The sequence below is a fragment of the Streptomyces sp. NBC_01171 genome (assembly GCF_045039805.1).
Classification (GTDB): domain Bacteria; phylum Actinomycetota; class Actinomycetes; order Streptomycetales; family Streptomycetaceae; genus Streptomyces.
Window position 1 is genome coordinate 2,809,197 of sequence record NZ_CP108609.1, and the last position, 26,875, is coordinate 2,836,071.

General features: G+C 71.0%; 28 protein-coding genes and 1 pseudogene. 10 read left to right on the forward strand and 19 right to left on the reverse strand.

Annotated elements, in window-relative coordinates; translation table 11 throughout:
* The first annotated feature begins 156 nt into the window (after positions 1–156).
* Both OG448_RS12820 and def read left to right on the forward strand, forming a co-directional pair.
* Entirely contained in the window at positions 157–981 is an 825-nt protein-coding gene (locus OG448_RS12820) for an NlpC/P60 family protein (protein ID WP_391295463.1), read from the forward strand.
* A gap of 127 nt (positions 982–1,108) precedes the next feature.
* Positions 1,109–1,729 carry a peptide deformylase gene (gene def, locus OG448_RS12825; RefSeq protein WP_405553629.1) on the forward strand — a complete coding sequence of 207 codons (621 nt, stop codon included), beginning with the start codon at positions 1,109–1,111 and terminating at the stop codon, positions 1,727–1,729.
* A 13-nt stretch (positions 1,730–1,742) separates the two neighbouring features.
* Here the strand turns inward: def and OG448_RS12830 are convergent, their stop codons facing one another.
* Complete coding sequence (locus OG448_RS12830; RefSeq protein ID WP_405553631.1) at positions 1,743–3,077, reverse strand: geranylgeranyl reductase family protein; 1,335 nt, start codon at positions 3,075–3,077, stop codon at positions 1,743–1,745.
* Between the two features lie 47 nt (positions 3,078–3,124).
* Between OG448_RS12830 and OG448_RS12835 the strand changes: the two genes are divergently transcribed.
* Together OG448_RS12835 and OG448_RS12840 are read left to right on the forward strand one after the other, a co-directional pair.
* Positions 3,125–3,631: a GNAT family N-acetyltransferase gene (locus tag OG448_RS12835; protein WP_405553633.1), complete on the forward strand. Its 507-nt coding sequence runs from the start codon at positions 3,125–3,127 to the stop codon at positions 3,629–3,631.
* Between the two features lie 119 nt (positions 3,632–3,750).
* Positions 3,751–4,059, forward strand: a complete 309-nt coding sequence (locus OG448_RS12840; protein ID WP_405553635.1) for a PASTA domain-containing protein — start codon at positions 3,751–3,753, stop codon at positions 4,057–4,059.
* Between the two features lie 11 nt (positions 4,060–4,070).
* Here OG448_RS12840 and OG448_RS12845 read toward each other — a convergent pair whose 3' ends face one another.
* From OG448_RS12845 to OG448_RS12870, 6 genes are all read right to left on the reverse strand, one after another.
* Positions 4,071–4,766: a demethylmenaquinone methyltransferase gene (locus tag OG448_RS12845; protein WP_405553637.1), complete on the reverse strand. Its 696-nt coding sequence runs from the start codon at positions 4,764–4,766 to the stop codon at positions 4,071–4,073.
* Positions 4,767–4,970: 204 nt separating this feature from the next.
* Entirely contained in the window at positions 4,971–5,570 is a 600-nt protein-coding gene (locus OG448_RS12850; RefSeq protein WP_405553638.1) for an imidazolonepropionase-like domain-containing protein, read from the reverse strand.
* Between the two features lie 7 nt (positions 5,571–5,577).
* Positions 5,578–6,792: a cyclic dehypoxanthinyl futalosine synthase gene (mqnC, locus tag OG448_RS12855; protein WP_405553640.1), complete on the reverse strand. Its 1,215-nt coding sequence runs from the start codon at positions 6,790–6,792 to the stop codon at positions 5,578–5,580.
* Between the two features lie 144 nt (positions 6,793–6,936).
* The gene (locus OG448_RS12860) at positions 6,937–7,653 is read right to left on the reverse strand and encodes a prepilin peptidase (protein WP_405553642.1); all 717 of its coding nucleotides are present in this window, start codon (positions 7,651–7,653) and stop codon (positions 6,937–6,939) included.
* Positions 7,646–9,211 carry a serine/threonine-protein kinase gene (locus tag OG448_RS12865; protein ID WP_405553644.1) on the reverse strand — a complete coding sequence of 522 codons (1,566 nt, stop codon included), beginning with the start codon at positions 9,209–9,211 and terminating at the stop codon, positions 7,646–7,648. The genes OG448_RS12860 and OG448_RS12865 overlap by 8 nt, the downstream gene beginning before the upstream one ends.
* A 55-nt stretch (positions 9,212–9,266) precedes the next feature.
* Positions 9,267–10,115, reverse strand: coding sequence for a menaquinone biosynthetic enzyme MqnA/MqnD family protein (locus OG448_RS12870; protein ID WP_405553646.1), 849 nt, complete (start codon positions 10,113–10,115; stop codon positions 9,267–9,269).
* A 285-nt stretch (positions 10,116–10,400) separates the two neighbouring features.
* Here OG448_RS12870 and OG448_RS12875 point away from each other — a divergent pair, with 285 nt between their 5' ends.
* Both OG448_RS12875 and OG448_RS12880 read left to right on the forward strand, forming a co-directional pair.
* A complete protein-coding gene (locus tag OG448_RS12875; RefSeq protein WP_030813734.1) occupies positions 10,401–10,604 on the forward strand; it encodes a cold-shock protein in 204 nt (67 codons plus the stop codon).
* Positions 10,605–10,833: 229 nt separating this feature from the next.
* On the forward strand, positions 10,834–11,505 hold the full coding sequence (locus tag OG448_RS12880) for a class I SAM-dependent DNA methyltransferase (RefSeq protein ID WP_405553648.1): 672 nt from the start codon (positions 10,834–10,836) through the stop codon (positions 11,503–11,505).
* On the opposite strand, the gene OG448_RS12885 is transcribed toward OG448_RS12880, so the two are convergent.
* The 8 genes from OG448_RS12885 to OG448_RS12920 form a co-directional block, all read right to left on the reverse strand.
* Complete coding sequence (locus OG448_RS12885) at positions 11,487–13,493, reverse strand: AMP-dependent synthetase/ligase (protein ID WP_405553650.1); 2,007 nt, start codon at positions 13,491–13,493, stop codon at positions 11,487–11,489. The genes OG448_RS12880 and OG448_RS12885 overlap by 19 nt on opposite strands.
* A 183-nt stretch (positions 13,494–13,676) precedes the next feature.
* Positions 13,677–13,964 carry a DUF4229 domain-containing protein gene (locus OG448_RS12890; protein WP_405553652.1) on the reverse strand — a complete coding sequence of 96 codons (288 nt, stop codon included), beginning with the start codon at positions 13,962–13,964 and terminating at the stop codon, positions 13,677–13,679.
* 94 nt (positions 13,965–14,058) lie between these two features.
* Entirely contained in the window at positions 14,059–14,592 is a 534-nt protein-coding gene (locus OG448_RS12895) for a GNAT family N-acetyltransferase (protein ID WP_405553654.1), read from the reverse strand.
* A gap of 51 nt (positions 14,593–14,643) precedes the next feature.
* Complete coding sequence (gene mqnE, locus OG448_RS12900; RefSeq protein ID WP_030813748.1) at positions 14,644–15,807, reverse strand: aminofutalosine synthase MqnE; 1,164 nt, start codon at positions 15,805–15,807, stop codon at positions 14,644–14,646.
* A 62-nt stretch (positions 15,808–15,869) separates the two neighbouring features.
* Complete coding sequence (locus OG448_RS12905; RefSeq protein WP_018543802.1) at positions 15,870–16,325, reverse strand: Lrp/AsnC family transcriptional regulator; 456 nt, start codon at positions 16,323–16,325, stop codon at positions 15,870–15,872.
* A 67-nt stretch (positions 16,326–16,392) separates the two neighbouring features.
* Positions 16,393–17,043 carry a UbiX family flavin prenyltransferase gene (locus OG448_RS12910; protein WP_405553656.1) on the reverse strand — a complete coding sequence of 217 codons (651 nt, stop codon included), beginning with the start codon at positions 17,041–17,043 and terminating at the stop codon, positions 16,393–16,395.
* Positions 17,044–17,332: 289 nt separating this feature from the next.
* The gene (gene mqnP, locus OG448_RS12915) at positions 17,333–18,232 is read right to left on the reverse strand and encodes a menaquinone biosynthesis prenyltransferase MqnP (protein ID WP_405553657.1); all 900 of its coding nucleotides are present in this window, start codon (positions 18,230–18,232) and stop codon (positions 17,333–17,335) included.
* Between the two features lie 79 nt (positions 18,233–18,311).
* Positions 18,312–19,769, reverse strand: coding sequence for a menaquinone biosynthesis decarboxylase (locus tag OG448_RS12920; protein ID WP_405553659.1), 1,458 nt, complete (start codon positions 19,767–19,769; stop codon positions 18,312–18,314).
* 75 nt (positions 19,770–19,844) lie between these two features.
* Between OG448_RS12920 and OG448_RS12925 the strand changes: the two genes are divergently transcribed.
* Entirely contained in the window at positions 19,845–20,120 is a 276-nt protein-coding gene (locus OG448_RS12925) for a PLD nuclease N-terminal domain-containing protein (RefSeq protein WP_405553661.1), read from the forward strand.
* A 21-nt stretch (positions 20,121–20,141) separates the two neighbouring features.
* On the opposite strand, the pseudogene OG448_RS12930 reads toward OG448_RS12925, so the two are convergent.
* Positions 20,142–20,462: pseudogene (locus tag OG448_RS12930) on the reverse strand (ArsR/SmtB family transcription factor); the annotation flags it as partial.
* A 126-nt stretch (positions 20,463–20,588) separates the two neighbouring features.
* Between OG448_RS12930 and OG448_RS12935 the strand changes: the two are divergent.
* The 3 genes from OG448_RS12935 (at position 20,589) to OG448_RS12945 (ending at position 23,589) form a co-directional block, all read left to right on the forward strand.
* Positions 20,589–21,563 (forward strand): zinc-binding alcohol dehydrogenase family protein, encoded by a 975-nt coding sequence (locus OG448_RS12935; protein ID WP_405553664.1) that lies wholly within the window; start codon positions 20,589–20,591, stop codon positions 21,561–21,563.
* 45 nt (positions 21,564–21,608) lie between these two features.
* Positions 21,609–22,058 carry a nucleoside deaminase gene (locus OG448_RS12940; RefSeq protein ID WP_405553666.1) on the forward strand — a complete coding sequence of 150 codons (450 nt, stop codon included), beginning with the start codon at positions 21,609–21,611 and terminating at the stop codon, positions 22,056–22,058.
* Positions 22,059–22,194: 136 nt separating this feature from the next.
* The gene (locus OG448_RS12945; protein WP_405553668.1) at positions 22,195–23,589 is read left to right on the forward strand and encodes a condensation domain-containing protein; all 1,395 of its coding nucleotides are present in this window, start codon (positions 22,195–22,197) and stop codon (positions 23,587–23,589) included.
* A 76-nt stretch (positions 23,590–23,665) separates the two neighbouring features.
* Here the strand turns inward: OG448_RS12945 and OG448_RS12950 are convergent, their stop codons facing one another.
* Genes OG448_RS12950 through OG448_RS12960 form a run of 3 tightly spaced genes read right to left on the reverse strand, consistent with a single transcriptional unit; the run spans position 23,666 to position 26,875 of the window.
* The gene (locus OG448_RS12950; protein ID WP_405553669.1) at positions 23,666–24,061 is read right to left on the reverse strand and encodes a hypothetical protein; all 396 of its coding nucleotides are present in this window, start codon (positions 24,059–24,061) and stop codon (positions 23,666–23,668) included.
* A gap of 25 nt (positions 24,062–24,086) precedes the next feature.
* The gene (gene ccsB, locus OG448_RS12955) at positions 24,087–25,187 is read right to left on the reverse strand and encodes a c-type cytochrome biogenesis protein CcsB (RefSeq protein WP_405553671.1); all 1,101 of its coding nucleotides are present in this window, start codon (positions 25,185–25,187) and stop codon (positions 24,087–24,089) included.
* Positions 25,184–26,875 (reverse strand): cytochrome c biogenesis protein ResB, encoded by a 1,692-nt coding sequence (locus OG448_RS12960; RefSeq protein ID WP_405553672.1) that lies wholly within the window; start codon positions 26,873–26,875, stop codon positions 25,184–25,186. The genes ccsB and OG448_RS12960 overlap by 4 nt, the downstream gene beginning before the upstream one ends.

Consider the following 26,875-nt stretch of genomic DNA (forward strand, 5'->3'; position numbering starts at 1 on the left):
ACACCGTGATCAAGGGCCCAATGATCTCCGTCCGCTATGTCCGTTACGGCGTCAATAAAGAGTGACGCGACCGGGTTTCGGAGATCCGATTGAACAATTGTGGCGCAGCCCACGTTTGTTGAAGATATGAAGGAGCCCCTGGTACCGGTTGTTCCCATGTCCCACACCGCTCACATACGCAGCCACCGGAAGCCCCGCCGCAGCGCGTCGTCCATCGTCGTGCGGTCCGGTGTCGCCGGCGGCGTCCTCAGCACCCTGGCGGTCGCCGGAGCGGCCGGCTACGCGAACGCGGCCGAGGCCGAGCCCGTGACGCAGACGCTCGAACTCCCCACCCTCACCGCCGACGTGGCCACCCAGGTCGCGCAGTCCGCGGACGCCACCCAGCAGGCGGCCGCGAACTACGAGCTGCAGGCCGAGCGTGACGCGGCCGCCGCCAGCGCCGCGAAGCAGGCCAAGGCGGACCTCGCCGAGGCCCAGCAGAAGGCCGAGGCGAAGAAGAAGGCGCAGGAGGAGGCCCGCAAGGAGGCCGCCGCCCGCGCCACCCGCAACGCCGAGCGCACCGTGCTCTCCGCGTCCGCGAGCACCGACGCGGGCAGCTCCACGGTCACCGGCTCGTCCAGCGCGACCGGTTCGGCCGCGTCCATCGTGTCGTTCGTGAAGTCCCAGGTCGGCAAGGCGTACGTCTCCGGCGCCACCGGTCCCTCCGCCTACGACTGCTCGGGCCTGGTCCAGACGGCGTTCAAGCAGGTCGGCATCAGCCTCCCGCGCGTCTCCCAGGACCAGTCCACGGCCGGCACCCAGGTCTCCCTGGACAGCCTCCAGCCCGGCGACATCCTCTACTGGGGCAGCGCGGGCAGCGCGTACCACGTGGGCGTCTACGTCGGCGACGGCATGTTCGTCGGCGCCCAGAACCCCTCCACCGGCGTCGTGGAGCGCCCTCTCTCCTACGACCAGCCCACCGGCGCGGTCCGGGTCCTCTGACCCCTCCGCCCCGCCTGCACGACAAGGCCGCTGCCCTCGGGGGGCAGCGGCCTTCGTGCGTCTCCTGCCATGCTCGGACCCGGGCTGCCGCCCGGCGGCCCTCCGAGAAGCGATGGGAGACAGCGCGATGCCACGCGTGTTCGTCCAGGGAAGTCCCGCCGACCGCTACCCCCGGCACGCCCCGGAGGCCGGACGGGGTGCGGTGCGCCGCATCACCGAGACCGGCGAGGAGGTCCTGCACAAACCGTGCCGGGACGTCACGGAGTTCGGGCCCGACCTCGCGGCCCTCATCGACGACATGTTCCGCACGATGTACGTCGCCGAGGGCGCCGGGCTCGCGGCGAACCAGGTCGGCGTCGGGCTGCGGCTCTTCGTGTACGACTGCCCCGACGACGACGGCGTCCGCCATGTCGGGCACATCGTCAACCCGGTACTGGAATCCACCCCGGCCGGGCGGCCGTTGCTCGACGACGTCGAGGGCTGCCTCTCGGTCCCCGGCGCGCTGATGTCCGTCCCCCGGCCCGAACGGGCCGTCGTCCGGGGCCAGGACAAGGACGGCAACCCTCTCCTCATCGAAGGCACCGGCTACTTCGCCCGCTGCCTGGCCCACGAGACCGACCACACCGACGGGTTCGTCTACCTGGACCGCCTCTCCAAGCGGGAGAAACGGGACGCGCTGCGACAGATGACGGCCCGACGGGACGAGGTGCTCGCCCGCCGGACCGCCAGGGCAACTCAGTCGGGCTGACTCCCCAGGGGGCTCACGCCTTCGGGGCCACCTTGGTGAGGCCGTTGATGACTCGGTCCATGGTGTCGCCGCCGGTGGGATCGGTGAGGTTGGCGAGGAGCTTCAGGACGAACTTCATCAGGAGGGGGTGGGTCAGGCCGCGTTGGGCGCCGATCTGCATGACCTTGGGGTTGCCGATGAGTTTTACGAAGGCGCGGCCGAGGGTGTAGTAGCCGCCGTAGGTGTCCTTCAGGACGCGGGGGTAGCGCTGGAGGGCGATCTCACGGGTGGCCGGGGTCGGGCGGGCGTGGGCCTGCACGATGACGTCGGCGGCGAGCTGGCCGGACTCCATGGCGTAGGCGATGCCCTCGCCGTTGAAGGGGTTCACCATGCCGCCGGCGTCACCGACCAGCAGCAGGCCCTTGGTGTAGTGCGGCTGCCGGTTGAAGGCCATCGGCAGGGCCGCGCCCCGGATCGGGCCCGTCATGTGCTCCGGGGTGTAGCCCCACTCCTCCGGCATCGACGCGCACCACGCCTTGAGCACCTCGCGCCAGTCCAGCTCCTTGAAGGACTCCGAGGTGTTCAGCACGCCGAGGCCCACGTTCGACGTGCCGTCGCCCATGCCGAAGATCCAGCCGTAGCCGGGCAGGAGGCGGTCCTGGGCGCCCCGGCGGTCCCACAGCTCCAGCCAGGACTCCAGGTAGTCGTCCTCGTGACGTGGCGACTCGAAGTACGTACGCACCGCGACGCCCATCGGGCGGTCCTCCCGGCGGTGCAGGCCCATGGCCAGGGAGAGCCGGGTGGAGTTGCCGTCGGCGGCGACCACGAGCGGTGCGTGGAAGGTCACCGGGCGCTTGTCGTCGCCCAGCTTCGCCGTCACGCCGGTGATCCGGCCCGTACGGTCGTCGACGATCGGCCCGCTCACATTGCACAGCTCGAACAGCCGGGCGCCCGCCTTCTGCGCCTGCCGGGCCAACTGCTCGTCGAAGTCGTCCCGCTTCCGCACCAGCCCGAAGTTCGGGTACGAGGCGAGATCGGGCCAGTCCAACTGGAGCCGGGAGCCCCCACCGATGATGCGCAGGCCCTTGTTGCGCAGCCAGCCCGCCTCCTCGGAGATGTCGATACCCATGGCCACGAGCTGCTTGACCGCGCGCGGGGTCAGGCCGTCACCGCAGACCTTCTCCCTCGGGAACTCGGTCTTCTCCAGCAGCAGGACGTCGAGTCCGGCCTTGGCGAGGTGGTAGGCGGTGGTGGAGCCGGCCGGCCCCGCGCCCACGACGATCACGTCTGCGGTGTTGTCGGAGAGGGGCTCAGTCACGGCGGGTTCTCCCCAAGGTTGTGAATCTTCGTGCCGACGGGCACTGGACATGGGCAGTCTATTCAGCAGAATTGATCAACCGGCTGAAGGGCTGCCCCGTGAACCGAACTCCCCCCGTAGTACGGCTGCGTGTGCCCACCGACGAGGACGCCTTCGCCTGGCACCGGGTCTTCGCCGATCCCGAGGTCATGCGGTTCCACGGGGGGCGGGCGGCCGAGCTGTCCGTGTACGAGGAACTCACCGCCCGGCAGCGGCGGCACGACGCCGAGCTGGGGTTCTGTCTGTGGTCCGTGCTCGACGGCTCCGGGGACGTCGTCGGATTCACCGGGGCTCAGCCCTGGCCGCACGCGTGGGGGCCCGCCGGGGAGATCGAGATCGGGTGGCGGCTGGGGCGGCCGCACTGGGGGCTGGGGTACGCGTCCGCCGCCGCTGCGGATTGTCTCGAGCGGGTTCGCTCCGCCGGGGTTCCGCGGGTTGTCGCCATGGTCGACGCCGAGAACGAACGGTCCATCGCTGTCACCCAGCGGCTGGGGATGCGGCTCTCCGAGCGGTTCGTCACCCCCGCTTCCGAGCGGCAAGGGCTTTGCTACGCCCTTGAGTTGTGACTCTCGGTAGCTGATTGTTACAGAAAGACAGATGTCGCTTCCGGGTCGGGCTCCCCGGAGTTACCCTGCCAGTACCGCTGGGGGTGACATCAGTGCGAATACCACCCAAAACGCCCGAGGTGCGGGTGCCTCGGTTCGTCGGGCTCATGGCCGTGGACGCCCGTGCGGCCGCCCGGGCTCGGGGACTGTTCCTCAACGCGCCGGACCGGCCCGAGCTGGCCGGGCTCGTCGTGGACTACGTCGTACGGCAGTTCCCCGCGCCCGGGGCCGAAGTTCCGCCCGACTCCGTCGTCTACGTGTGGTTCGACTTCGGGGAGGGTGAGGGAGGTGGGGGTGTGCGGGAGCCCCGGCTTCCCGGGCCGCCCTCCGGGGGGCTTCAGCGGGAACTCGGGGAGCCCGGGGACGCGTTCGAGGTGATCGCTCGGTGAGGTGTGCTTCGTCAGGACTGCTTGAAGCCCCTGTGCAGGGCCACCACTCCGCCCGTCAGGTTTCGCCAGGCCACCCTCGACCAGCCCGCCTTCTGGAGCTTCTCCGCCAGCGCCGGCTGGTCGGGCCAGGCTCGGATGGATTCCGCCAGGTACACGTACGCGTCCGGGTTCGACGACACCGAGCGGGCCACCGGGGGCAGCGCCCGCATCAGGTACTCCGTGTACACCGTGCGGAACGGGGTCCACGTGGGGTGCGAGAACTCGCAGATCACCACCCTGCCGCCCGGCTTCGTCACCCGGTACAGCTCCCTCAGCGCGGCGTCCGTGTCCTGGACGTTGCGCAGGCCGAAGGAGATCGTCACCGCGTCGAAGGTGTCGTCCTTGAACGGCAGCTTCGTCGCGTCCCCCGCCGTGAGCGGGAGCCACGGGTGCTTCTTCTTGCCCACCTGGAGCATGCCCAGGGAGAAGTCGCAGGGGACCACGTAGGCGCCTGCGCGGGCGAAGGGGAGCGATGACGTCGCCGTGCCCGCCGCCAGGTCCAGGACCTTCTGCGCGGGGCGTGCGTCCACCGCCTTCGCCACCTCCTTGCGCCAGCGGCGGTCCTGGCCCAGCGACAGCACGTCGTTCGTGAGGTCGTACCGTTCCGCCACGTCGTCGAACATCTCGGCGACTTCGTGGGGCTGCTTGTTCAAGGAAGCGCGGGTCACCCGGTCATTGTTGCAGGCCGGTCGTCTTCGCTTCGGTTCGGGACGGGTGCGTCGTGGGGCGGGGCCGCGCCGGGGGGTGTCCGTCCTCGGTCCGGCGACTTCTGTTTCTTCGATGCGCTGGACTTGGTGTTTCGCCGGCCGCTGCGGGCGGACACCCCCCGACACGTCCCCTCGGCGCCGTTGCCGGCTCTTCCGGCGATTCGGTCAGCGGCCGCGGTATACGAGGCGGCCCGCCATCACCGTCGCCACGCAGGTGCTTGCGCCGCGCTTCACCAACTCCTCGCGCGACGCGACATCGAATACCGCGAAGCGGGCGGCTCCCGACCGTGCCAGGGGTGGCAGGAGGATGAGGGGCGTCGGGGAGAGAGACGGCGGGCCGGGCAGGCGGGGTGGGCGTTGGCCTACCGCCAAACCCGCTCTGCGTACTACGTCTGCCACCGTGCGCGTGCGTAGGTCGCCTGCCACTGCCACGGTGCCGTGGGCCAGCATGCGTTGTACGCCCCTGCGGGCGCTCGCGCCCAGGCGGGACGGGTCGCCGCGGAAGATCGCCTGCGCCCGTTCTCCGGTGATGGGCTCGGTGCCCAGTGCGTCCGCCTCGCGGGGGTCCGGGTGGTAGGTCGCTTCCAGGAGTTCCGGGGCGTACGGGTTCAGCAGGCCCGGCAGCAGGATGCCGGGCCAGTGCCGCACTCTGGCCTGCGGTGCGGCGGCGGTCAGGTTCTCGTACGGGCCGACGGCTACGACCGTTGACCCGTCGATCAGGACCGCCGTCTCCGGGGAGTTCTCGGCTACGTGAAGTGTCGGCACTTTGTGGCTAGTTGGAGGCGATCAGCTTCAGTTCGGGGTGGGCCGTGCCGCCCTCGATCGCTGTCGAGGAGATGTGGGAGACCACCCTGTCGTCGACCGGGTCGTTCGCCGGGTCGTCGTGCACCACCAGGTGCTCGTAGGTGGTTGCCCGCTGGGCGGGCGTGCGGCCTGCCTTGCGGATCAGGTCGATGATCTCCAGGCGGTTGCTGCGGTGCTTGGCGCCGGCCGAGGAGACCACGTTCTCCTCCAGCATGATCGAGCCCAGGTCGTCCGCGCCGTAGTGCAGCGAGAGCTGTCCCACTTCCTTGCCCGTGGTCAGCCACGAGCCCTGGATGTGCTGGACGTTGTCCATGAACAGGCGGGCGATGGCGATCATGCGCAGGTACTCGAAGAGCGTCGCCTGCGTGCGGCCCTTCAGGTGGTTGTTCTCGGGCTGGTAGGTGTACGGGATGAAGGCCCGGAAGCCGCCCGTACGGTCCTGCACGTCCCGGATCATGCGCAGGTGCTCGATGCGCTCCGCGTTCGTCTCGCCCGTGCCCATCAGCATGGTGGACGTCGACTCCACGCCCAGGTTGTGCGCCGTCTCCATGATCTCCAGCCAGCGCTCGCCGCTCTCCTTCAGCGGGGCGATGGCCTTGCGGGGGCGAGCCGGGAGCAGCTCGGCCCCGGCGCCCGCGAAGGAGTCCAGGCCCGCCTGGTGGATGCGGGTGATGGCCTCCTCCACCGACACCTTGGAGATCCTGGCCATGTGCTCGACCTCGGACGCGCCGAGGGAGTGGATGACCAACTGGGGGAACGCGTCCTTGATCGCCTTGAAGTGCGTCTCGTAGTACTCGACGCCGTAGTCCGGGTGGTGTCCGCCCTGGAACATGATCTGGGTGCCGCCCAGTTCGACCGTCTCCGCGCAGCGGCGCAGGATGTCGTCCAGGTCGCGGGTCCAGCCCTTCTTGGTGTCCTTCGGGGCCGCGTAGAAGGCGCAGAACTTGCACGCCGTGACGCACACGTTCGTGTAGTTGATGTTGCGCTCGATGATGTACGTGGCGATGTGCTCGGTACCCGCGTACTTGCGGCGGCGCACGGCGTCGGCGGCCGCGCCGAGCGCGTGCAGGGGGGCGTCGCGGTAGAGGACGAGCGCTTCCTCGGGCGTGATGCGTCCGCCCGCTGCGGCTCGGTCCAGCACGGCTGCGACATCCAAAGAAGCGAGTTCGGCCTTCTCGGTCACCGGGCGTCCCTTTCGTCAAGGGTTAATCAAGGACAGTGCGCGTAGCGCTCGAAACAAGGGTGGGGGCGGGAGACGGGTGGGCGGACTTCGTCAGCCTACGCCAGCGTCGTTGATCAACCGACTTCAGGCCGTGTGGGGGCTCGCTCAGGAGGTGTACGCGCCTGCCAGTACGCCCAGCAGCGTGCCGGTCAGCAGGAAAGGGCCGAAGGGGATGGCCGACTTGCGGGTGGCCCGGCGGGTGAGGAGGAGGGCTACGCCGTAGAGCGCGCCCGTCGTGAAGGTGGCGAACGTGCCGAGCATCAGGGTCGGCCAGCCGTACCAGCCGAGGGACGCGCCCAGGGCCGGGGCGAGTTTCACGTCCCCGAAGCCCATGCCGGAGGGGTTGAGGAGGTGGAGGGCCAGGTAGGCGGCGCCCAGGGTCAGGGCTCCGTAGAGGGCTGTGCGGTAGGAGCCGGTGTGGTCCGGGAGCTGTGTCGCCAGGGCCAGGAGGAGCAGGACCGCGGGGGTGAGGGGGAGGGTCAGGGGGTCCGGGAGGCGGTGTACTCGTAGGTCCACCGTTGTCAGGAGGATCGCCACCGGGGTCAGGGTCAGCCAGGCCGCCAGTTCGGGGCGGGGGCCCGTCGCCAGGGCCAGGAGGGCGCAGATCGCCGCCGTGATCGCGGGGAGGGTCACCGCTGTCGTGCGGGGGCATCCGGGGCACGGAGTCGTGCCCAGCCAGCCGGTCAAGGGGTGGTCCGCCTCGCACGTCGTGCGCCAGGGGGCGCCCTGCGGGGTCGTGAAGCGGTACGCGGCTCTCGGGAGCAGGGCGCCTGTCAGTGCGCCCCACAGGGCGGCCAGTGCCGTCGGGAGCAGGTCAGTCATCGGGGGTCACCTTGGACAGGCGGGCCTCGGGGTTGCCCTCCGCCGCGCTGGTGGAGGTGTAGGCCAGGTGGTCTCCGGTGGGGGTCAGCCGGATCTCGTGCGGGGCGGGGTCGCAGCCCTTGTGGTTGCTCTTGGCGCCGGTCGACGTGGCCAGCAGGCGAGTGGAGTTCACCTGCTTCAGGGTGAGGATGTCGACGCAGATCCCGCCCAGTTGGTCGGTCTGGCGCAGGTTGCCCAGTTCCTTGCCCACCGTGGCCTGGTGGACCGTGACGCGGAAGGTGCCCATGGGCAGCGCGCCGTCCAGGGCGGTGGCCCTGCCCTCCCAGGTGCCCAGGTAGCGGGCCGGGATCGCGCCGGCGCGGTCGGCCGGGGCGGAGTGGCTCGGGGCGCTGCCCGCCGTGTCGTCGCCGTCGCCGGAGCCGGGGTGCAGCCAGGTCGTGACGCCCAGGGAGACCGCCGCCAGCGCGCCCGCCACCGCGAGGGCCACCGTGCAGCTCATCCGGCGCCCGCGTCCCCGCTCCCCCGGTGCCGAGGTCGCCACCAAGCTGACGCTCACCCTGCCGGGCGCCGCCTCCGGGGCCGGGGTCATCACCGGGGCCGGGCCGAACTCCCCCGGCACCGCCGGGCTGCTGAAGTCCACCGGGCCCGAGGGCGCGTCGGCGGACGCCTCCAGGTTGAGGATCTGCACCGCGCTCCGGCTGACCTGCTCGACCAGGGGGCCGGGGAGCCAGCCGCCGGTCATCAGGGAGGCGGCGCCCTGCGGGGCGAGGCGGCGGGCGAGGTCGGCGGGGGCGGGGCGCCGGGCCGGGTCCTTGGCCAGGCAGGCGGCCGCGATCTCGCGCGACTCACCGGCCAGGGAGCCGAGTTCCGGTTCCTCGTGCACCACCTTGTAGAGCAGGGCGGCCGAGGAGTCGCCGGGGAAGGGCGGGGTGCCGGTCGCCGCGTAGGCGAGGACCGCGCCCAGGGAGAAGACGTCCGCCGCGCCGGTGACGCGGCCGCCGAGGATCTGTTCGGGGGCCATGTAGCCGGGTGAGCCCACCGAGGCGCCGGTCGCGGTGAGGGAGGCGGTGCCGGTGGTGGCGCGGGCGATGCCGAAGTCGATCAGCAGCGGGCCGTCCAGGGTGAGCAGCACGTTGGAGGGCTTCACGTCCCGGTGGACGAGGTCCAGCGCGTGGACGGTGGCCAGCGCCTCGGCGAGGCCGGCGCCCAGCGCCCGCACGGTGTGGTGGAGCAGGGGGCCGTGGGCGGTGACGGCCTGGGCGAGGGAGGGGCCCGCCGCGTACGCCGTGGCGGCCCAGGGGACCGGGGCGTCCGGGTCGGCGTCGAGCACGGGCGCGGTCCAGGCGCCGCCCACCCGGCGTGCGGCCGCGACCTCGCGGCGGAACCTCGCCCGGAACTCCTCGTCCAGGGCGTACTGGGGGTGGACGATCTTCACCGCGACAGTCCGGCCGCCCGCGCTGCGGCCCAGGTAGACGCGTCCCATGCCGCCGGAGCCGAGCCGGCCCAGCAGTCGGTACGGGCCGACGGCGGCCGGTTCGTCCGCTCCGAGCGGCTGCATGGCGACCCCTCCCCCGCGGGCTCCCCCGTAAAGCCGCGCCCTCGCAGCGTAGTGATTACGCCCCGAGCAGTTCCACCTTCACGTCGGCCGGGAAGCCGGTCGTGGGGCCGACGCGGCGGGCGAACTCCGCGACCGCCTTCAGTTGCGGGGGGCCGAAGGAGAAGTCGAGGGTGGTGAAGTACTGCTCCAGGGTCGCCTCGTCGAACGCCTCCCAGCGGGCGGCCTGCTCGGCGACCTTGGTGACCTCCTCCAGGGACACGTTCCGGGAGGCGAGAAACGCCTCGTGCACCTTGCGGGTGATCTCCGGCTCGCGTTCGGCGTAATCGCGCCGCGCGGCCCACACCGCGAAGACGAACGGCAGTCCCGTCCACTCCTTCCACAGCGCGCCCAGGTCGTGCACCTGAAGGCCGTACCGCGGCGCGTCGAGCAGGTTGGCGCGCAGGGCCGCGTCGCCGATGAGGACGGCGGCGTCCGCCTCCTGCATCATCAGGCTCAGGTCGGGCGGGCAGGTGTAGTACTCCGGCCGCACCCCGTACCGCTCGGCCAGCAGCAACTGGGCCAGGCGGACCGAGGTCCGCGAGGTCGAGCCGAGGGCGACACGCGCGCCGTCCAGCTCGTCCAGGGGCACCTGCGAGACGATCACGCAGGACATCACCGGGCCGTCGCAGCCCACCGCGATGTCCGGGAAAGCGACCAGGTCACCGGCGTTGCGCAGGAATTCCACGAGCGTGATGGGGCCGATGTCGAGATCACCGCGCACGAGCTGCTCGCTGAGCTTCTCCGGGGTGTCCTTGGTCAGCTCGAAGTCCAGGAGCGTGCCGGTTCTCGCGAGCCCCCAGTAGAGGGGCAGGCAGTTGAGGAACTGGATGTGGCCGACGCGCGGCCGGGTGCGAGAATTGTCCACATCGCGAGACTAGACCCCTTGCGATACGCCTCCCCGACCGGCCCGTCGGGTGCGCCCCCGGCAGAGGGTTCAAACATTCGGGTGACGTGATCTTGACCTCTATTGCTTTCCGGTGGCTGCATGCTAGGCTCGCCGCAAGTTGCAGTTTGGTTTCCCTTGCAGTACAGAGCCTGCGGAGCATGTGACCGCGGGCTCTCGTCGTTTTCAGATGAATGCAGTCGTGCAGCACCGTTCGCACTTGCAGGTTCTGGAGCAGGGCAACCCTTTTGGGCCCAAGGAGGGCTTATGGCTACCGGAACCGTTAAGTGGTTCAACGCCGAAAAGGGCTTTGGCTTCATCGCCCAGGAGGGCGGCGGCCCCGACGTCTTCGTTCACTACTCCGCGATCAACGCCACCGGCTTCCGCTCCCTCGAGGAGAACCAGCAGGTGAACTTCGACGTGACCCAGGGCCCGAAGGGTCCGCAGGCGGAGAACGTCACTCCCGTCTGATCACTGCCTGATCGCAGAACCTGAGTGCAGTACCCAAGGAGCCCCACGCCTTCCGGCGACGGGGCTCCTGCCTTTTCCCGGCGTCCCCGCGCGACACCCCGATGAATTCCGGACGAATTCCGCGTCCCGCCCGCCGCGCATTGATCACCGGCGGCAGAGGCATTCCGGCCCCGGACTTCTCACCCGAACGGCCGCGGGGAAGTCCCCGGAACCCCTAGGGTCGCTCCCCATGACCGACTCCCCCGCCTCCCCCGACTTCCTCGCCGCGACCCGGACGTTCTACGACGCGATCGCCGAGGACTACTCCGATCATTTCCGGGACGCCCATCTGGCCCAGCCCTTCGACCGGGCCCTGCTGAGGGTGTTCGCGGAGCTGGTGGGGCCGGGCGCGGCGGTGGCCGACCTGGGGTGCGGGCCCGGCCGGGTCACCGGGTTCCTCGCCGCCGAGGGCCTCGATGTGTTCGGACTCGACCTCTCCCCCGCCATGCTGGCGATCGCCCGCCGCGAGAACCCCGGCCTGCGCTTCGAACAGGGCTCCATGCTGGAGCTGGACCTCCCCGACGGGAAGCTGGCCGGTGTCGTGTCCTGGTACTCCAGCATCCACACCCCGGTGGAACGACTCCCCGCCCTGTTCGCCGAGTTCCGCCGCGTACTGGCGCCGGGCGGGCATCTGCTGCTGGCCTTCCAGGCGGGCGAGGAACCCCGGCGCCACGATCAGCCGTGGGGCCACCCGGTCAGCCTCGACTTCCTGCGCCGCGACCCGGAACGCATGGCCGCGCTGCTGACGGAGGCCGGGTTCGCCCTGAACTCCCGTACGGTGCGCGAGCCCGGCCCCACGGAACCCGTCCCGCAGGCGTACCTGCTGGCCCAAGTGGGCCCGGGTCAGGGACCGGTGACCTGACCCGACCCGTCGTACAGACCCTCCACCGCGTCCGCGAAGTCCCGCAGGATGCGGGCGCGGCGGAGCTTCATGGACGGGGTGAGGTGGCCGGTGTGCTCGGTGAAGTCGCCGGGCAGGACGGTGAAGCGGCGGATGGACTCGGGGCGGGAGACGAGCTGGTTGGCCTGCTCGATCGCGTCCCACAGCACGGCGTTCAAGTCCGGGTCACCGACGAGGAGTTCCGGCGGCACCGGGTGCTTGCCGTTCATCTGGCGCCAGTGGTTGATGCCGTCCGGGTCCAGGGTGATGAGGGCGCCGATGTAGGGGCGGCCGTCACCGACGAGGAGGCAGTGGGAGATCAGGGGATGCTGGCGCAGCCAGTTCTCCAGCGGGGCCGGGGCCACCGACTTGCCGCCCGCCGTGATCAGCAGCTCCTTCTTGCGGCCGGTGATGGTGAGGTAGCCGTCGTCGTCCAGCTCGCCCAGGTCGCCGGTGGCGAGCCAGCCGTCGCGGGTCGCGGGGACGACACCGCCCGCCTGCTGGTCCCAGTAGCCGCGCAGCACGTGGTCGCCGGAGATCAGGATCTCCCCGTCGGCCGCGATCCGGACCCGGGTGCCGGGCAGCGGCCAGCCGACGGTGCCGAGGCGGGGCCGCAGCGGCGGGGTGACCGTGGTGGCGGCGGTGGACTCGGTGAGGCCGTACCCCTCGAAGATCTCGATGCCGGCGCCCGCGAAGAAGGCGGCCAGGCGGCGGCCGAGGGGGGAGCCGCCGCAGATGGCGTAGCGGACCTTGCCGCCCATGGCGGCGCGCAGCTTGCGGTAGGCGAGCGGGTCGTAGAACGAACGGCTGGCCTTGAGCGCCGCGTTCGGGCCGTTGCCGGTGCCGGTCTGGCGGGCCTCCAGCGCCTCGCCGTAGCGCACTGCGGTGGCGGCGGCTCGGTCGAAGGCGGCGGCCTTGCCGCTCGTCTCGGCCTTCGCGCGGGCGCTGTTGTACACCTTCTCCAGCATGTACGGGATGGTCAGCAGGCAGGTCGGCCGGAACGCGGCCAGGTCCGGCAGCAGATGCTCGGGCTTGAGACTGGGCGCGTGGCCGAGGCGTACGCGGGCCCGGACGCAGGCGATGGCGACCATGCGGCCGAAGACGTGGGACATCGGCAGGAACAGCAGCACCGACGCCTCCTCGCCGGTCGTCGCCTTGAACACCGGGTGGAGGAGTTCGATGGCGTTGTCGACCTCGGCGAAGAAGTTGCCGTGCGAGAGGGCGCAGCCCTTGGGGCGGCCGGTGGTGCCCGAGGTGTAGATCAGGGTGGCGAGCGTGTCGGGGCCCAGCATGCCCCGGCGTACGGCGACCTCACCGTCCGGTGTGCCCGCGCCCGCCTCGGCGAGCAGCCCCACGTGTCCCTCGTCCATGACCCAGACGTGCCGCAGCTCCGGCAGTTGGGCGAGTTCGGGCGCGATGGCGGCGCCCTGGGCGGTGGTCTCGGTGATCAGGGCGACAGCGCCGGAGTCCTGGAGTATCCAGCGGGTCTGGTAGACCGAGGAGGTCGGGTAGACGGGCACGGTGACCAGGCCGGCCGCCCAGGCGGCGAAGTCCAGCAGGGTCCACTCGTACCGGGTGCGGGCCATGACGGCGATCCGCTCGCCGGGCATCAGCCCCTCCGAGATCAGCCCGCGCGCCACCGCCAGCACCTCGGCGGCGAACCGCTCGGCGGTGACGTCCTCCCAGTCGCCGGACGCGTTCTTCCGGCTGAGCACCACCGCGCCCGGCGCGGCCTCCGCGTTGTCGAAGGGCAGGTCGGCCAGCGAGCCGTGGGTGACCGGGGGCGCGAAGGGGGGCACCGCCACTTCCCGCACGGCCCCGTCCAGGCGCCGGATCTCCGGCTCCACCAGCACCGGACGGCCGTCGTAGTCGAGGGCCGAGACGCGCGGGGCGGGTGAGACGGGGGCGTTGGGATACAGGGCGGTCACGGGCGGCTCCTGGGACGTGCAGCGGCGTACTGCTTGCTGCATGACATACGCGCCCCGCGCACCGGGGCGTTCAGGGCGGCCGTCCGTCACACCGGTGCGCCGCCGTTCAGGCTGGCGATCGTACGAGGCACCTGTGGTGACCCTGTGCACATCGGGCGGTGGTCCGGCGCCGGGTGTGTGCAGTCCCGGAGGTTTCGTGAGGGATGTTCCGCTTCGGGGGCGGGGTCAGGAAGCCCGGCTGGGCGCCTCGGCCGCGTCCTCCTGGCTGCGGTTGGCGTCCAGGTTGGCCTTCATCCGCTCCACCCGGCCGGCCACCTGGACCGAGGCCCGCTCGCGCTCCTTGCGCAGCACCACCCAACTGATGGGCGCCGAGAGCACCATGGCGAGCAGCACGATCCAGAAGAGGTTGGAGGCGCCGAACCCGCGCGGGAAGATCCCGGAGTAGACGGCTCCCCAGGCCACCACGAGGCAGCCGGCGAAGACGCCGAGGCGCATCAGCGTGTAGCGGAGCATCTCAATCCACTCTTCCGTGTCGTTTCGGCCCCAAAGACGTGCACCGTCCAGTGAAGCACGTGCCCTACCCGATCTTGGCAGGGGGTGGGCGGGCTCAGCGCAGGGTCAGGAGCATGGTGACGTCGTCGCGGTGGTCGCCGGGGGCGACCCGGATGGCGTCCGGTACGCGGCCCACCTCACGGTAGCCGCAGGAGGCGTAGAAGCGCTCCAGGCCCAGGCCGCCCCGGCAGCCCAGCCGTATCGCGTCGATGCCGTCGATCCCCCGCGCGGCGTCGGCGGCGGCCGCCAGCAAGTCGCGGCCGTAGCCGCGGCCCTGGTACTTGGGGTGGACCATCACCGTGTACAGCCAGAGCCAGTGGCCCATCAGCCGGTGCGTGTTGAAGGTGAGGAACGCGGTCGCGGCGACCCGCCCCGCCCCGTCCTCATCGTCCTGTCCGACCAGCAGCCTGCTGTGCCCCTGGGCGAGCCGGGCCAGCGAGCGGACCAGCTCGGGACGTATGTCCTCCCGAGTGGCGGGCGCCACGAAGCCAACGGCGCCGCCCGCGTTGGTGACGTCCACCCACAGGTCGAGCAGGCCGTCGCGCAGGTCGGGGGTGACGGCGGGGTCCAGGGTGAAGGTAAGAGACACGGGGCCAAGGTAGTCCTTACCTCGGCCCCGGCTCAACCAACGTCCGTACGGTCAGACGCGCATCGCCTGCGGGGTCTCCCGGCGCAGCGGGTCCGGGCCCTCGTACTCGCGGATGATCTCGTACCGGGTGTTCCGCTCCACCGGGCGGAAGCCCGCGTCGCGGATCAGGTCGAGCAGGTCCTCGCGGGTCAGCTTGTTCGGCGTGCCGTAGTTGTCCGCGTCGTGCGTGATCTTGTACTCGACGACCGAGCCGTCCATGTCGTCCGCGCCGTGCTGGAGGGCGAGCTGGGCGGTCTGCACGCCGTGCATCACCCAGAACACCTTCACGTGCGGCACGTTGTCGAACAGCAGCCGGGAGACGGCGAACGTCTTCAGCGCCTCGGCGCCGGTCGCCATCTGGGTGCGTGCCTGGAGGCGGTTGCGGACCTTGCCGTCCTTCATGTCCACGAAGTCGTGCTGGTAGCGCAGCGGGATGAAGACCTGGAAACCGCCGGTCTCGTCCTGGAGTTCGCGCAGCCGCAGCACGTGGTCCACACGGTGCCGGGGCTCCTCGATGTGCCCGTAGAGCATCGTGGCCGGGGTCTTGAGCCCCTTCTCGTGCGCCAGGCGGTGGATACGGGACCAGTCTTCCCAGTGGGTGCGGTGGTCCACGATGTGCTGGCGGACCTCCCAGTCGAAGATCTCGGCGCCGCCGCCGGTCAGCGACTCCAGCCCCGCGTCGATCAGTTCGTCGAGGATCTCGGACGCCGACAGGCCGGAGATGGTCTCGAAGTGGTGGATCTCCGTCGCCGTGAACGCCTTCAGGGAGACGTGCGGCAGGGCCGCCTTCAGCTCCCGCAGCGAGCGCGGGTAGTAGCGCCACGGCAGGTTCGGGTGCAGGCCGTTGACGATGTGCAGCTCGGTGAGGTTCTCCGACTCCATCGCCTTGGCCAGCTTCACGGCCTCCTCGATGCGCATCGTGTACGCGTCCTTCTCGCCCGGCTTGCGCTGGAACGAGCAGTAGGCGCAGGACGCCGTGCACACGTTGGTCATGTTGAGGTGACGGTTGACGTTGAAGTGGACCACGTCGCCGTTCTTGCGCGTGCGCACCTCGTGGGCGAGGCCGCCGAGCCACGCCAGGTCGTCCGACTCGTAGAGCGCGATGCCGTCCTCACGGGTCAGCCGCTCACCGGAGCGGACCTTGTCCTCCAGCTCGCGCTTGAGTCCGACGTCCATACCAACACCTTTCCACGACAACCTGACCAACCGTACTCCCCCGAACCGGCGTTCCCGCGCGGCTACACCTCTTCGGGCAGCTCCCCGACCCGGTTCTCCCACTTGGTGGAGAGCACGATGGTGGTGCGGGTGCGGGAGACGCCCTTGGTGCCGCTCAGCCGGCGGATCGTCTTCTCCAGACCGTCCACGTCGGAGGAGCGGACCTTGAGCATGAAGGAGTCGTCGCCGGCGATGAACCAGCAGTCCTCGATCTCGGTGAGGTCCTTCAGCCTGCGGGCCACGTCCTCGTGGTCGGCGGCGTCGGACAGCGAGATGCCGATCAGCGCGGTGACACCCAGGCCCAGCGAGGCCGCGTCCACCGTGGCGCGGTAACCGGTGATGACTCCGGCCGCCTCCAGCCGGTTGATGCGGTCGGTGACGCTGGGTCCCGACAGGCCGACGAGGCGCCCCAGCTCCGCGTACGAGGCCCGGCCGTTCTCCCTCAGGGCCTGGATGAGCTGCCTGTCCACCGCGTCCATGCGATCGAAGCCTTCCGGTGTGAAATTCGCCGTAGTGAAGTGAGGTACCGCTACTTGCCCTGCACGCCTACTTGTTCTGCGCGCCGCCGCCCAGCTCGCCCTTCCAGCGCCGGTACAGGCCGTGCCGCACGCCCGCCGCGTCCAGCACCCGCCCGGCGACGAAGTCCACCAGGTCCTGGATGTGGGTGGCGCCCGCGTAGAAGGCCGGCGAGGCGGGGACCACGCTCGCCCCGGCCTCGTCCAGCGCGACGAGCTGGCGCAGGGTCTGCCCGTTCAGCGGGGTCTCGCGCACCGCCACCACCAGCGGCCTGCGCTCCTTCAGCGTCACGCTCGCCGCCCGCTGGAGCAGGTCCTTGGACAGGCCCAGGGCCACCCCCGCGACGCACGCCGTGGACGCCGGCACGATCAGCATGCCCTTGACCGGATACGACCCCGAGGACGGTCCCGCCGCGAGGTCGCCCGCGTTCCAGTACCGCACCCGGCCGAGGTCGGGCTCGAAGCTGTCCGGCTTGCCGTCGGCGCCGCGCGCCAGCCAGTCCCGCAGGTCCTCGCGCCAGTGGGCGTCCCGGAACGAGATCCCCGTCTCGTCCAGCAGCGTCAGCCGCGAGGCCCGGCTGACCACCAGGTCGACGTCCTCCCCGGCGTCCAGCAGCGCCCGCAGCACCGCCGCCGCGTACGGCGTCCCGGAAGCTCCCGAAACCCCCACGATCCAAGGCACGCGCTGCGTTTGTCCTGCGTTCACACCTTGAGAGTACCGGCGTGACGCACTGTGCTCAGGCCGGGTGGGGTGAACGCGCAGCCGCCGTACGGCAGATCGGGAAGAGCGTCGGCCGGACCGTCCACGAAAGCCCCGCAGGCGCGGGGACGACTGGAGCGTGGACCGACTCATCGGCATCGCGCTGGGACCACCCCCGCCCGGCGGGGAGGCGTCCTGGCCGACGCCCCACCAGCGTAGGCACCGCGCGCGGAGCCCGACCGGACGGGTGGTGGGGCGCCACTCGATCGGGTCAGACGGTCAGTCCCCGCATCAGCAGGTCGATCAAGGCGCAGACGAAGAGGCTGATGCCGATGAAGCCGTTGGTGGAGAAGAACGCCCGGTTCAGGCGGGACAGGTCGTGCGGGCGGACGATGCGGTGTTCGTACACGAACGCCGAGCCCACGATCACCAGGCCCAGCCAGAAGAACGGGCCCGCGTGGGTGAGGACGGCGTACCAGATGAAGAGGGCCATCGTGACGGCGTGGCAGACCCGCGCGCCCCAGATCGCGGCCGGGATGCCGAAGCGGGCCGGGACCGATTTCACGCCCACCTCGCGGTCGGTCTCCACGTCCTGGCAGGCGTAGATCAGGTCGAAGCCGCCGATCCAGATGCCGACCGCGAGACCCAGGATCACCGCGTCCCAGGACCAGGTGCCGGAGATCGCCAGCCAGCCGCCGACCGGGCCCATCGCCTGCGCGATGCCCAGGATCGCCTGCGGGAAGTTGGTGAACCGCTTGCCGTACGGATAGACGACCATCGGGATCACCGCGATCGGCGCGAGCGCCAGGCACAGCGGGTTCAGCAGCGCGGCCGCACCGAGGAAGACCACCAGCGCGACCAGCGCGCCGGTCCACGCGTGCCGTACCGACATCGCGCCGGTGACCAGCTCGCGGTGGGCGGTGCGCGGGTTACGGGCGTCGATCTCCCGGTCGATGATCCGGTTGACCGCCATGGCGAAGGTGCGCAGGCCGACCATGCAGATGGTCACCAGCAGCAGCCGCGCCCAGTGGATGTTCTTGTCCCACTGGTACATGGCGGTGAGCGAGGCGATGTACGCGAAGGGCAGCGCGAAGACCGAGTGCTCGATCATCACCAGGCGGAGGAACGCCTTGGTGCGCCCCGGCTGCGGGACGGCGGCGGCAGTGCTCACAGCCCGTACTCCGGATCATCCCCGCGTCGGCGGGGAGACCCCGTCTTCGCGCTGCTCGACGCCATCATTCCGATGTCCTTCACAGTCCGTACTCCTTCCAGCGCCGGGTGACCCGTTCGGCCGTATCCGGGTCCGACAGGACCATCTCCGGCCAGCCCCCGTCCCTCGTGTAGCCCTCCTCGGGCAGCTTCTTCGTGGCGTCGATGCCCGCCTTGCCGCCCCAGAACTGCTGGTAGGAGGCGTGGTCGAGGTGGTCGACGGGGCCCTCGGCGACCACCAGGTCACGGGCGTAGTCGGTGTTGCCCAGCGCCCGCCAGGCGACCTCGTGCAGATCGTGCACGTCGCAGTCGGAGTCGACGACCACGATCAGCTTGGTCAGGGACATCATGTGCGCCCCCCAGATCGCGGACATCACCTTCTGCGCGTGCTTCGGGTACTTCTTGTCGATCGAGACGATCGCGCAGTTGTGGAAGCCGCCCGCCTCGGGGAGGTGGTAGTCCACGATGTCCGGGATGATGATCTTCAGCAGCGGCAGGAAGAAGCGCTCCGTGGCCCGGCCGAGCGGCCCGTCCTCGGTGGGCGGACGGCCGACCACGATGGACTGCAGCAGCGGCCGCTTCCGCATCGTCACGCAGTCGATCTTCAGCGCGGGGAACGGTTCCTGCGGGGTGTAGAAGCCGGTGTGATCGCCGAAGGGACCCTCGGGCAGCATCTCGCCCGGCTCCAGCCACCCCTCGATGACGACCTCGGCGTTGGCCGGCACCTGGAGCGGGACGGTCTTGCAGTCGACCATCTCGATCCGCTTGCCCGCGATGAACCCGGCGAACAGGTACTCGTCGATGTCACCGGGCAGCGGCGCGGTGGAGGCGTAGGTGACGGCGGGCGGGCAGCCGAAGGCGATGGCGACCGGCAGCCGCTCACCGCGGCGGGCGGCGACCTGGTAGTGGTTCCGGCTGTCCTTGTGGATCTGCCAGTGCATGCCGATGGTGCGCTTGTCGTGCCGCTGGAGCCGGTACAGACCGAGGTTGCGGACGCCGGTGTCGGGGTCCTTGGTGTGGGTGAGCCCGAGGTTGAAGAAGGACCCGCCGTCCTGGGGCCAGGTGAACAGGGCCGGGAGCGCGTCCAGGTCCACGTCGTCACCGGTGAGGACGACCTCCTGGACGGGCGCGTGGTCGCCCTTGACCTTCTTCGGCGGTACGTGCGCCATCGCACCGAGCTTGCCGAACGCCTCGCGGACGCCGACGAAGCCGTGCGGCAGCTCGGGCCGCAGCAGCCCGCCGATCTTGTCCGAGATCTCCGCGTACGACTTCAGCCCGAGCGCCTTGAGCAGGCGGCGGTCGGTGCCGAAGACGTTCATCGCCAGGGGCATCGCGGAGCCCTTGACGTTCTCGAAGAGCAGCGCCGGTCCGCCGGCCTTCTGCACCCGGTCGACGATCTCACCGACCTCCAGGTATGGGTCGACCTCGGCCTTGATGCGCTTGAGGTCTCCCTCGCGCTCCAGCGCCCGCAGCAGGGAGCGAAGATCGTCGTAAGCCATGTGTCCCAGTATCGGCCACCGGCTACGCTGGCCCGGTCACCGGGGCCGTCCACACCGTGGGGAGATCGCGCGACCATGCTCAGGTATCTGCCGTTCCTGCTGGTCCTGGCCCTGTGGATCTACGCGTTCGTGGACTGTCTGAACACCCCCGAGGACGAGGTCCGCCACCTGCCGAAGGTGTCCTGGGTGTTCATCGTGCTGCTCTTCGGCGAGGTCCTGGTCGGTCCCCTGGCCTGGCTGATCACCGGCAAGGTCCGCCGGCCGGCCGGCCCCGCCCCGACCTGGGTGGCCCCCGACGACAACCCGGACTTCCTGCGCTCCCTGAAGAAGGACGAGCCGGGTACGGAGTGACCCGGCCGGCCCCGGAGGTCGGTCGCCCCTGAGGACCAGGTCCAGCAGTCCGGGGAAGCGTGCGTCGAACTCGGCGCGCCGGAGCCGGTTGACGCGCCGGGCGCCCTCGTCGCGCTGCTCGACCAGCCCGGCCGCCCGCAGCACCGCGAAGTGGTGGCTGAGGGCCGCCTTGCCGACCGGTACGTCGAAGCTGCCGCAGGTGCGGCTCCAGTCGGCGGACCCGGCCAGCTCCCGGACCAGGGTGCCGCGTACGGGGTCGGCCAGCGCGGCCAAAGCGTTCGCCACCGTCACCTCGCCGGGGTGGGTGTGCTCGGGGGCGGCCCGGTGACCGTTCGCGGCCATGCCGTCCTCCTCGCCGCCGCGCCCGTGCCGCGGCTCCGCTTGCCAAGTGTTCGATGGGAATCATACAGTCGCAGGTGTTCGCTTTCCATTGAACACCCACTTCAGGTGGCGACCGGGGAGTCTGGCATGCGTGCGATCGAGATCCAGCGGTGCGGCGGTCCCGAGGTACTGGAGGTGGTCCCGGCCGGGGTGCCCGAGCCCGGCCCCGGCCAGGTGAGCGTCGACGTGGCGTACGCGGGGGTGAACTTCGCCGACCTGAAGGCCCGCGCGGACGGGTACCGGGTGCCGGAACTGCCGTTCAGGCCCGGCCTGGAGGTCTCCGGCCGGGTACGCGCGCTCGGCGCGGGGGTCACGGACCTGACCGTCGGCCAGGAGGTGGCGGCGCTCGTGGGGGGCGGTGGGTACGCGGAGGTGGCCGTCGCCGACGCGTCGGCGGTCTTCGCCGTCCCCGCCGGCACGGACCTGCGCACGGCGGCCACCCTGCCGGCGGTGATGCCCACGGCGTACGCCCTGATCCACACGGTGGGCCGGCTCCAGCCAGGCGAATCGGTCCTGGTGCACGGCGCGGCGGGCGGCGTCGGCACGGCGGCCGGCCAGTTGGCGCGGGCGGCGGGCGCCGGGGCGGTGTACGGCGTGGTCTCCTCGGCGGCGAAGGCGGCGTACGCCACGGAGCACGGCTACGACGAGGTGTTCGTCGGTGACTTCCCGGACCCGGTGCGGGAGGCCACCGGCGGGCGCGGGGTCGATCTGGTCCTGGACCCGGTCGGCGGTGACTCGGTGCGCGCGGGCCTGACCGTACTGGCCCCGTTCGGCCGCCTGGTCTCCTACGGGGACGCGGGCTCGTCCGGTGCGTGGAGCGTGGGCCCGGCCGAGCTGTACCCGCGGGGCATCTCGGTCGCGGGCTTCTCCATCCTCACCCTGGCCACGACGGCGCCGGACACCCTGCGCGCCCTGGCCGGGGCGGCGTTCGCCAGGGCGGCCGAGGCCGAGCTGTCCCTGCCGGTCACCGCCGAGTTCCCGCTGGCGGAGGCGGCCGAGGCGCACCGGTTGATGGGGAGCCGGACGAGTACGGGGAAGCTGCTGCTGCGGGTGGGGGCGTAGGCGCCGGGCGTTTGGCCCCCGTACCGGTCCGGGGACAGTGCCCCCATGGATCTGGAGCTGGCGCGGGACTGGCTGTGTACCGCTGTCGAAGAGGCGCGGGCGGGATACGCGGAGGGTGGCATCCCGATCGGGGCCGCTCTCTACGGGCCCGAGGGCCAGGTGCTCGGGCGGGGGCGTAATCGGCGGGTGCAGGACGGGGACCCGGCGACGCACGCGGAAACGGCGGCCTTCCGGGACGCGGGGCGGCGGCGGTCGTACCGGGGGACGACGATGGTGACCACGCTGTCGCCGTGCTGGTACTGCTCCGGGCTGGTGCGGCAGTTCGGGATCTCGCGGGTCGTGGTCGGGGAGGCGGGGACCTTCAGCGGCGGACACGAGTGGCTGGCCGCGCACGGGGTGGAGGTCGTACTGCTGGACGATCCCGAATGCGGGGCGCTGATGCGGGAGTTCGTGGCGAAGAACCCCGAGCTGTGGAATGAGGACATCGGAATGTGAGGGCACACGGTCACGCGTTCGGCCCGCCATCCGTTCCGCTGAAAAGCCCCGCGCGGGCATGTCTCCACCGCGTGCGACGGCATTCCCTTGACGGGGGCCCCACCACACCGGGGTCCCCTTCTGCGATCGGAGACGCGTGCGAATCACTGACATCCAGCGCTGCGAGGTCCGGCCGGGCCGGCTCGTCGAGTGGACGCTGAGTCCGGCGACCGTCGCCACGGCGCACGGCCTGCCGGAGGACTCCCGCAGGCCCGCCTACATCCAGGAGTCGCACATCCGCACGGCCCGGCACGTCCGCGAGGACGGCCTGTTCGTGCCGACCTGGCTCGGCACCTCCTTCGACCTGTCCGGACCGGTCGACCTCGATGTGCTCGAGGAGTCCCTGCGGGCCTGGACGGTCCGGCACGAGACGCTGCGCAGCGGCTTCCGCTGGGCCGGTGAGGACGGCGAGGAGCTGCGCCGCTTCACCCTGGACGCCGAGGACGTCACACTGCTCCGGGGGGCTGAGGGCGAGTTCATGGACGCGGCCGCGCTGACCGCGCATCTCCAGTCCCGCTTCGACACGGTCGCGGACGCGCTGCGCTGGCCCAACCTGATCTACGCGGCCGTGGTCCGGGACGACTCGGCCACCGTCTTCCTCGCCTTCGACCACAGCAATGTGGACGCCTACTCGCTGCACGGCATCCCGGCCGAGATCGAGGAGCTGTACACGGCGGGCATGGAGGGGCGCGGCCCGGTGGTGCGCACCCCGGCCGCCAGCTACGTGGACTTCTGCGAGATCGAGCGGGCGGACGCGGACCGGCTGGACGGCGAGCACGAGACCGTGGCCCGCTGGCGGGAGTTCATCCGCCGCTGCGACGGCACGCTGCCCTCGTTCCCGGTGGAGCTGGGTGTGGAGCCGGGCGGCCCGCTGCCGCCGCAGCGGATGATCTGCGAGCCGCTGGTGGGCGCGGAGGCGGCGGCCGCGTTCGAGGCGTACTGCCGGCCGTACGGGGGCAGCCTGGTCGGCTTGCTGGCGGCGACCGCGCTGATCGTGCAGGAGCTGGGCGAGCAGTCGGTGTACCGGACGGTGGTGCCGTTCCACACGCGGGTGAAGTCCCAGTGGAGCGACTCGGTCGGCTGGTTCGTCGGCGGCGCCCCTATCGAGGTGCCGCTCGACCACGCCCCCGACCTGACCGCCACCCTGCGTGCGGTGCGCGCCCAGCTCCAGGCCAACCGCACCCTGGCCCGGATGCCGCTGGCCCGGGTGCTGAGCCTGCTCGGCGCGGACTTCCGGCCCACGTCCCCGGACCTGTACTCGATCGTCTCCTTCGTCGACACCCGCGGCATCCCCGGCGCCGACCGCTGGGCGGAGCAGAACGCCCACGCGCTGCTCCGGGTCTCCTACGGCGACCAGGTCTGCGTCTGGGTCAACCGCGGCCACGACGGCCTCTGGCTGGCCAGCCGCCATCCGGACACGGACGTGGCCGCCAAGAACATGGGCCTGTACGTGGAGCGCCTGCGGGACCTGATGTCGGCACTGCCGGCCTGAGCGGCCTTGCCCCTGACGCGGGGCTGACGCGGCCGCGGGACACGCTCCGGGCGGGGCCGGGTGAGGAGGGGACCGGCTAGCCCACTTGGTCGATCAGGCGTTCGAAGCGGGTGCGCCACTCCGCCTCCGAGGCGCCCTCGCCCTGGTACTCGTGGGTGAAACGGAGGGTGCTGCCCCGCTCGCCGTCGCGTTCGAGGTGGAAGCGGAGCCGGCCGCCGCCCTCGACGGTGTACTCCGCGACCCGGTCCACGTCCCAGGCGGTGACCCGCCCGGCGCCCAGGTCGCGCAGCGCGACCATGCCGTCGAAGCGGGGTTCGAGCACGTCGACCGGGGTGCACCAGGCGGACAGGCCCTCGGCGTCGGCCACCGCGGGCCAGACCTCCTCCATGGACCTCGGCAGCCGCACCAGGAAGTGCCGGATGTGCGTGTTGCCGTGTGTCTGGCTCATGCCCTGTTCGATGGAACCGTGCATGTCACCAGTGTCTACGACCCGGCGCTCAGACGCCCGCGTACGAGTGCTTGCCGCTGACGAAGATGTTGACGCCGTAGTAGTTGAACAGCCAGCAGCCGAAGGCGATCATCGCCAGGTAGGCGGCCTTGCGGCCCTTCCAGCCGGCCGTGGCGCGGGCGTGGAGGTAGCAGGCGTAGGCGACCCAGGTGATGAAGGACCAGGTCTCCTTGGGGTCCCAGTTCCAGTACCGGCCCCAGGCGTCGCCCGCCCAGATCGCGCCCGCGATGATCGTGAACGTCCACAGCGGGAAGACGGCCGCGTTGACCCGGTAGGCGAACTTGTCCAGCGAGGCCGAGGCGGGCAGCCGCTCCAGCACCGAGCGGGCGAAGGTGCCCGGCGTGCCGCCGTTCTCCAGCTTGTTCTCGTAGGAGTCCTTGAAGAGGTACAGGATCGTGGCGACCGCGCCCACGTAGAACACCGCGCCGCAGAAGATCGCGGTGGAGACGTGGATGTACAGCCAGTACGAGTGCAGCGCCGGGACGAGCTGGTCGCTGGCGGTGTAGAGCACGGTGACGGCGAGGCCGAGGTCCAGCAGGACCGTGGTGATCAGGAACAGGCCGAGCCAGCGCACGTTCTTCTTCCATGCGAGCAGGCCCAGGTACACGCCGACCGCGACCGTGGAGAAGGTCAGGTTGAACTCGTACATGTTGCCCCAGGGGGCGCGCTGCACGGAGGCCGCGCGGGCGACCACACCGGCCAGCTCCACCAGGAAGGCGAGCACGGTGAGGGAGACCGCGATCCGGCCGTACATGTCGCCCTGGGCGTCACCACCGTGGGCGCCGGGACCGTCCGGCACGTCCCGGGCGCCGGCGGCGGAGCGCACGACGACCTGCGGGCGCTCCAGCACCGTGGTGCCGCCCGCCTGCTTCACGGTGACGGCGGGGGCGCTCCTGGCCGGCCGGGTGTCGGCGGTGAGCGCGGCGGCCGTGCGGCCGACCTTGCTGCGGCTGCCGAAGAGCCACTCGGCGATGTAGGCGAAGAAGGCCAGCGTGTACACGGCCATCGAGGAGTAGATCAGCGTGTTGCTGATGCTCGCCAGATGCTCGTTGGTCGCGGCGGCGAGATCGGTTGCGGCGGCGAGAGTCACTGCTCAGCCCCTTCGGCAGGTACGGCGTGGGATGCGTCTTCGTGGGTGCCGGGGGCGCCCGGCGCGCGGTCGTAGAGGGTTCCGGCGAGGTCACCCAGTTCCTCGGGGACCTTGGCGGACTCGCTGCGGCCGAGCCCGGCCATCTCGACCACCGTGACCCCGTCGGCGCCGCGCACGGCCCGCACCCAGATCCGGCGGCGCTGGATGAAGAGGGACGCGGCGAGGCCGAGGATCGCGGCAACGGCGCCGCCCAGTGCCCAGGCGCCACCCGGCTCCTGGACGATCTGGAAGCCGGCCCATTCCTTGACGTCCTTCTCGAAGGTGACGGTGCCGGCACCGCCGGGCAGCTTCATGGTCTGCCCGGGCTTGAGGTTGGCCCGGAGCTGCTTGCCCTGGGCGTCCTTGAAGCCCTTCATGTGCTTCTTGTCGAGCTGGTACACGCTCTGCGGCAGACCCGAGTTCACCCCGAGATCGCCGTGGTACGGCTCCAGGTTGAGCACCGGGTTGAGCAGCGCCGGGAACTGGGAGAGGACGGAGGCGCCGCCGCCGTAGGTCGGCAGGAAGAAGGCCCGGATACCGAGCTGGTCGTACCGGCCCTCGGCGTCGTGGTAGCCGTCCATGACCTTGATGACGCCCTGCGAGGTGACGTTGCCGTCCAGCGGGAGCAGCGGCACGGCGTCCTTGTAGACCACCTTGCCCTTGCCGTCGCGGACGGTGATGACGGGCGCGTAGCCGTGGCTGACCAGGTAGACCTTGGAGTCGTCGATCTTCAGCGGCTGGTTGACCTGGACCGTCTTGGCGCGGGTCTTCCCGTCCGCGCCCACGCTGTAGTCGATCTTCGCCTCGTAGGTGCGCGGGGTGCCGCGGTTGGGGCCGGACAGCTCGTAGGTGCCCTTGAAGTCCTTCAGGTCGAAGCTGAACGGCACCAGGTCGTCGTTGCGGAACAGGCTGCCGGACTTGAAGTCGTCGTACATCGGGAGCGCGTTGGAGAAGCCGTCGCCCTCGACCACCAGCTTGGTGCCGTCGGACTTGAACAACTGGCCGGAGGCGAAGGCGATCAGCAGCACGATCAGCGCGATGTGGAATGCCAGGTTGCCCAGCTCGCGCAGGTACCCCTTCTCGGCGGCGACCGCGTCACCCGCGGTGTGGGCGCGGAAGCGGCGCTTCTTCAGCAGGGCGAGCGCGTCCGCGCGTACCTGCTCGGGGTCGGCGGTGGTGCGCCATGTGGTGTACGCGGGCAGCCGGTCCAGGCGCCGGGGGGCGCCCGGCGGGCGGCCGCGGAGCTGGCCGATGAACTGCCAGGTGCGCGGGACGATGCAGCCGATGAGGGAGACGAACAGCAGGATGTAGATCGCGGAGAACCACACCGAGCTGTAGACGTGGAACAGCCCGAGCTTGTCGTAGAGGGGCGCCAGCGTGGTGTGGGCCGCGCGGAACGCCTCGACCTTGCCGGCGTCGGCGCCGGTCTGCGGGATCAGCGAGCCGGGGATCGCGCCGAGGGAGAGCAGCAGGAGCAGCAGCAGCGCGACCCGCATGGAGGTGAGCTGCCGCCAGAACCACCGGACCCAGCCGATGACGCCGAGGCCCGGCAGGGCGCCGGTGTCCTCCTGGGGCGCGGTGGAGAGCTGTGAGCCGGCCGCGCCGAGACCCTCCTGGTCCTGGCTCTGCTCGGTTTCGGTGTCGCTCAT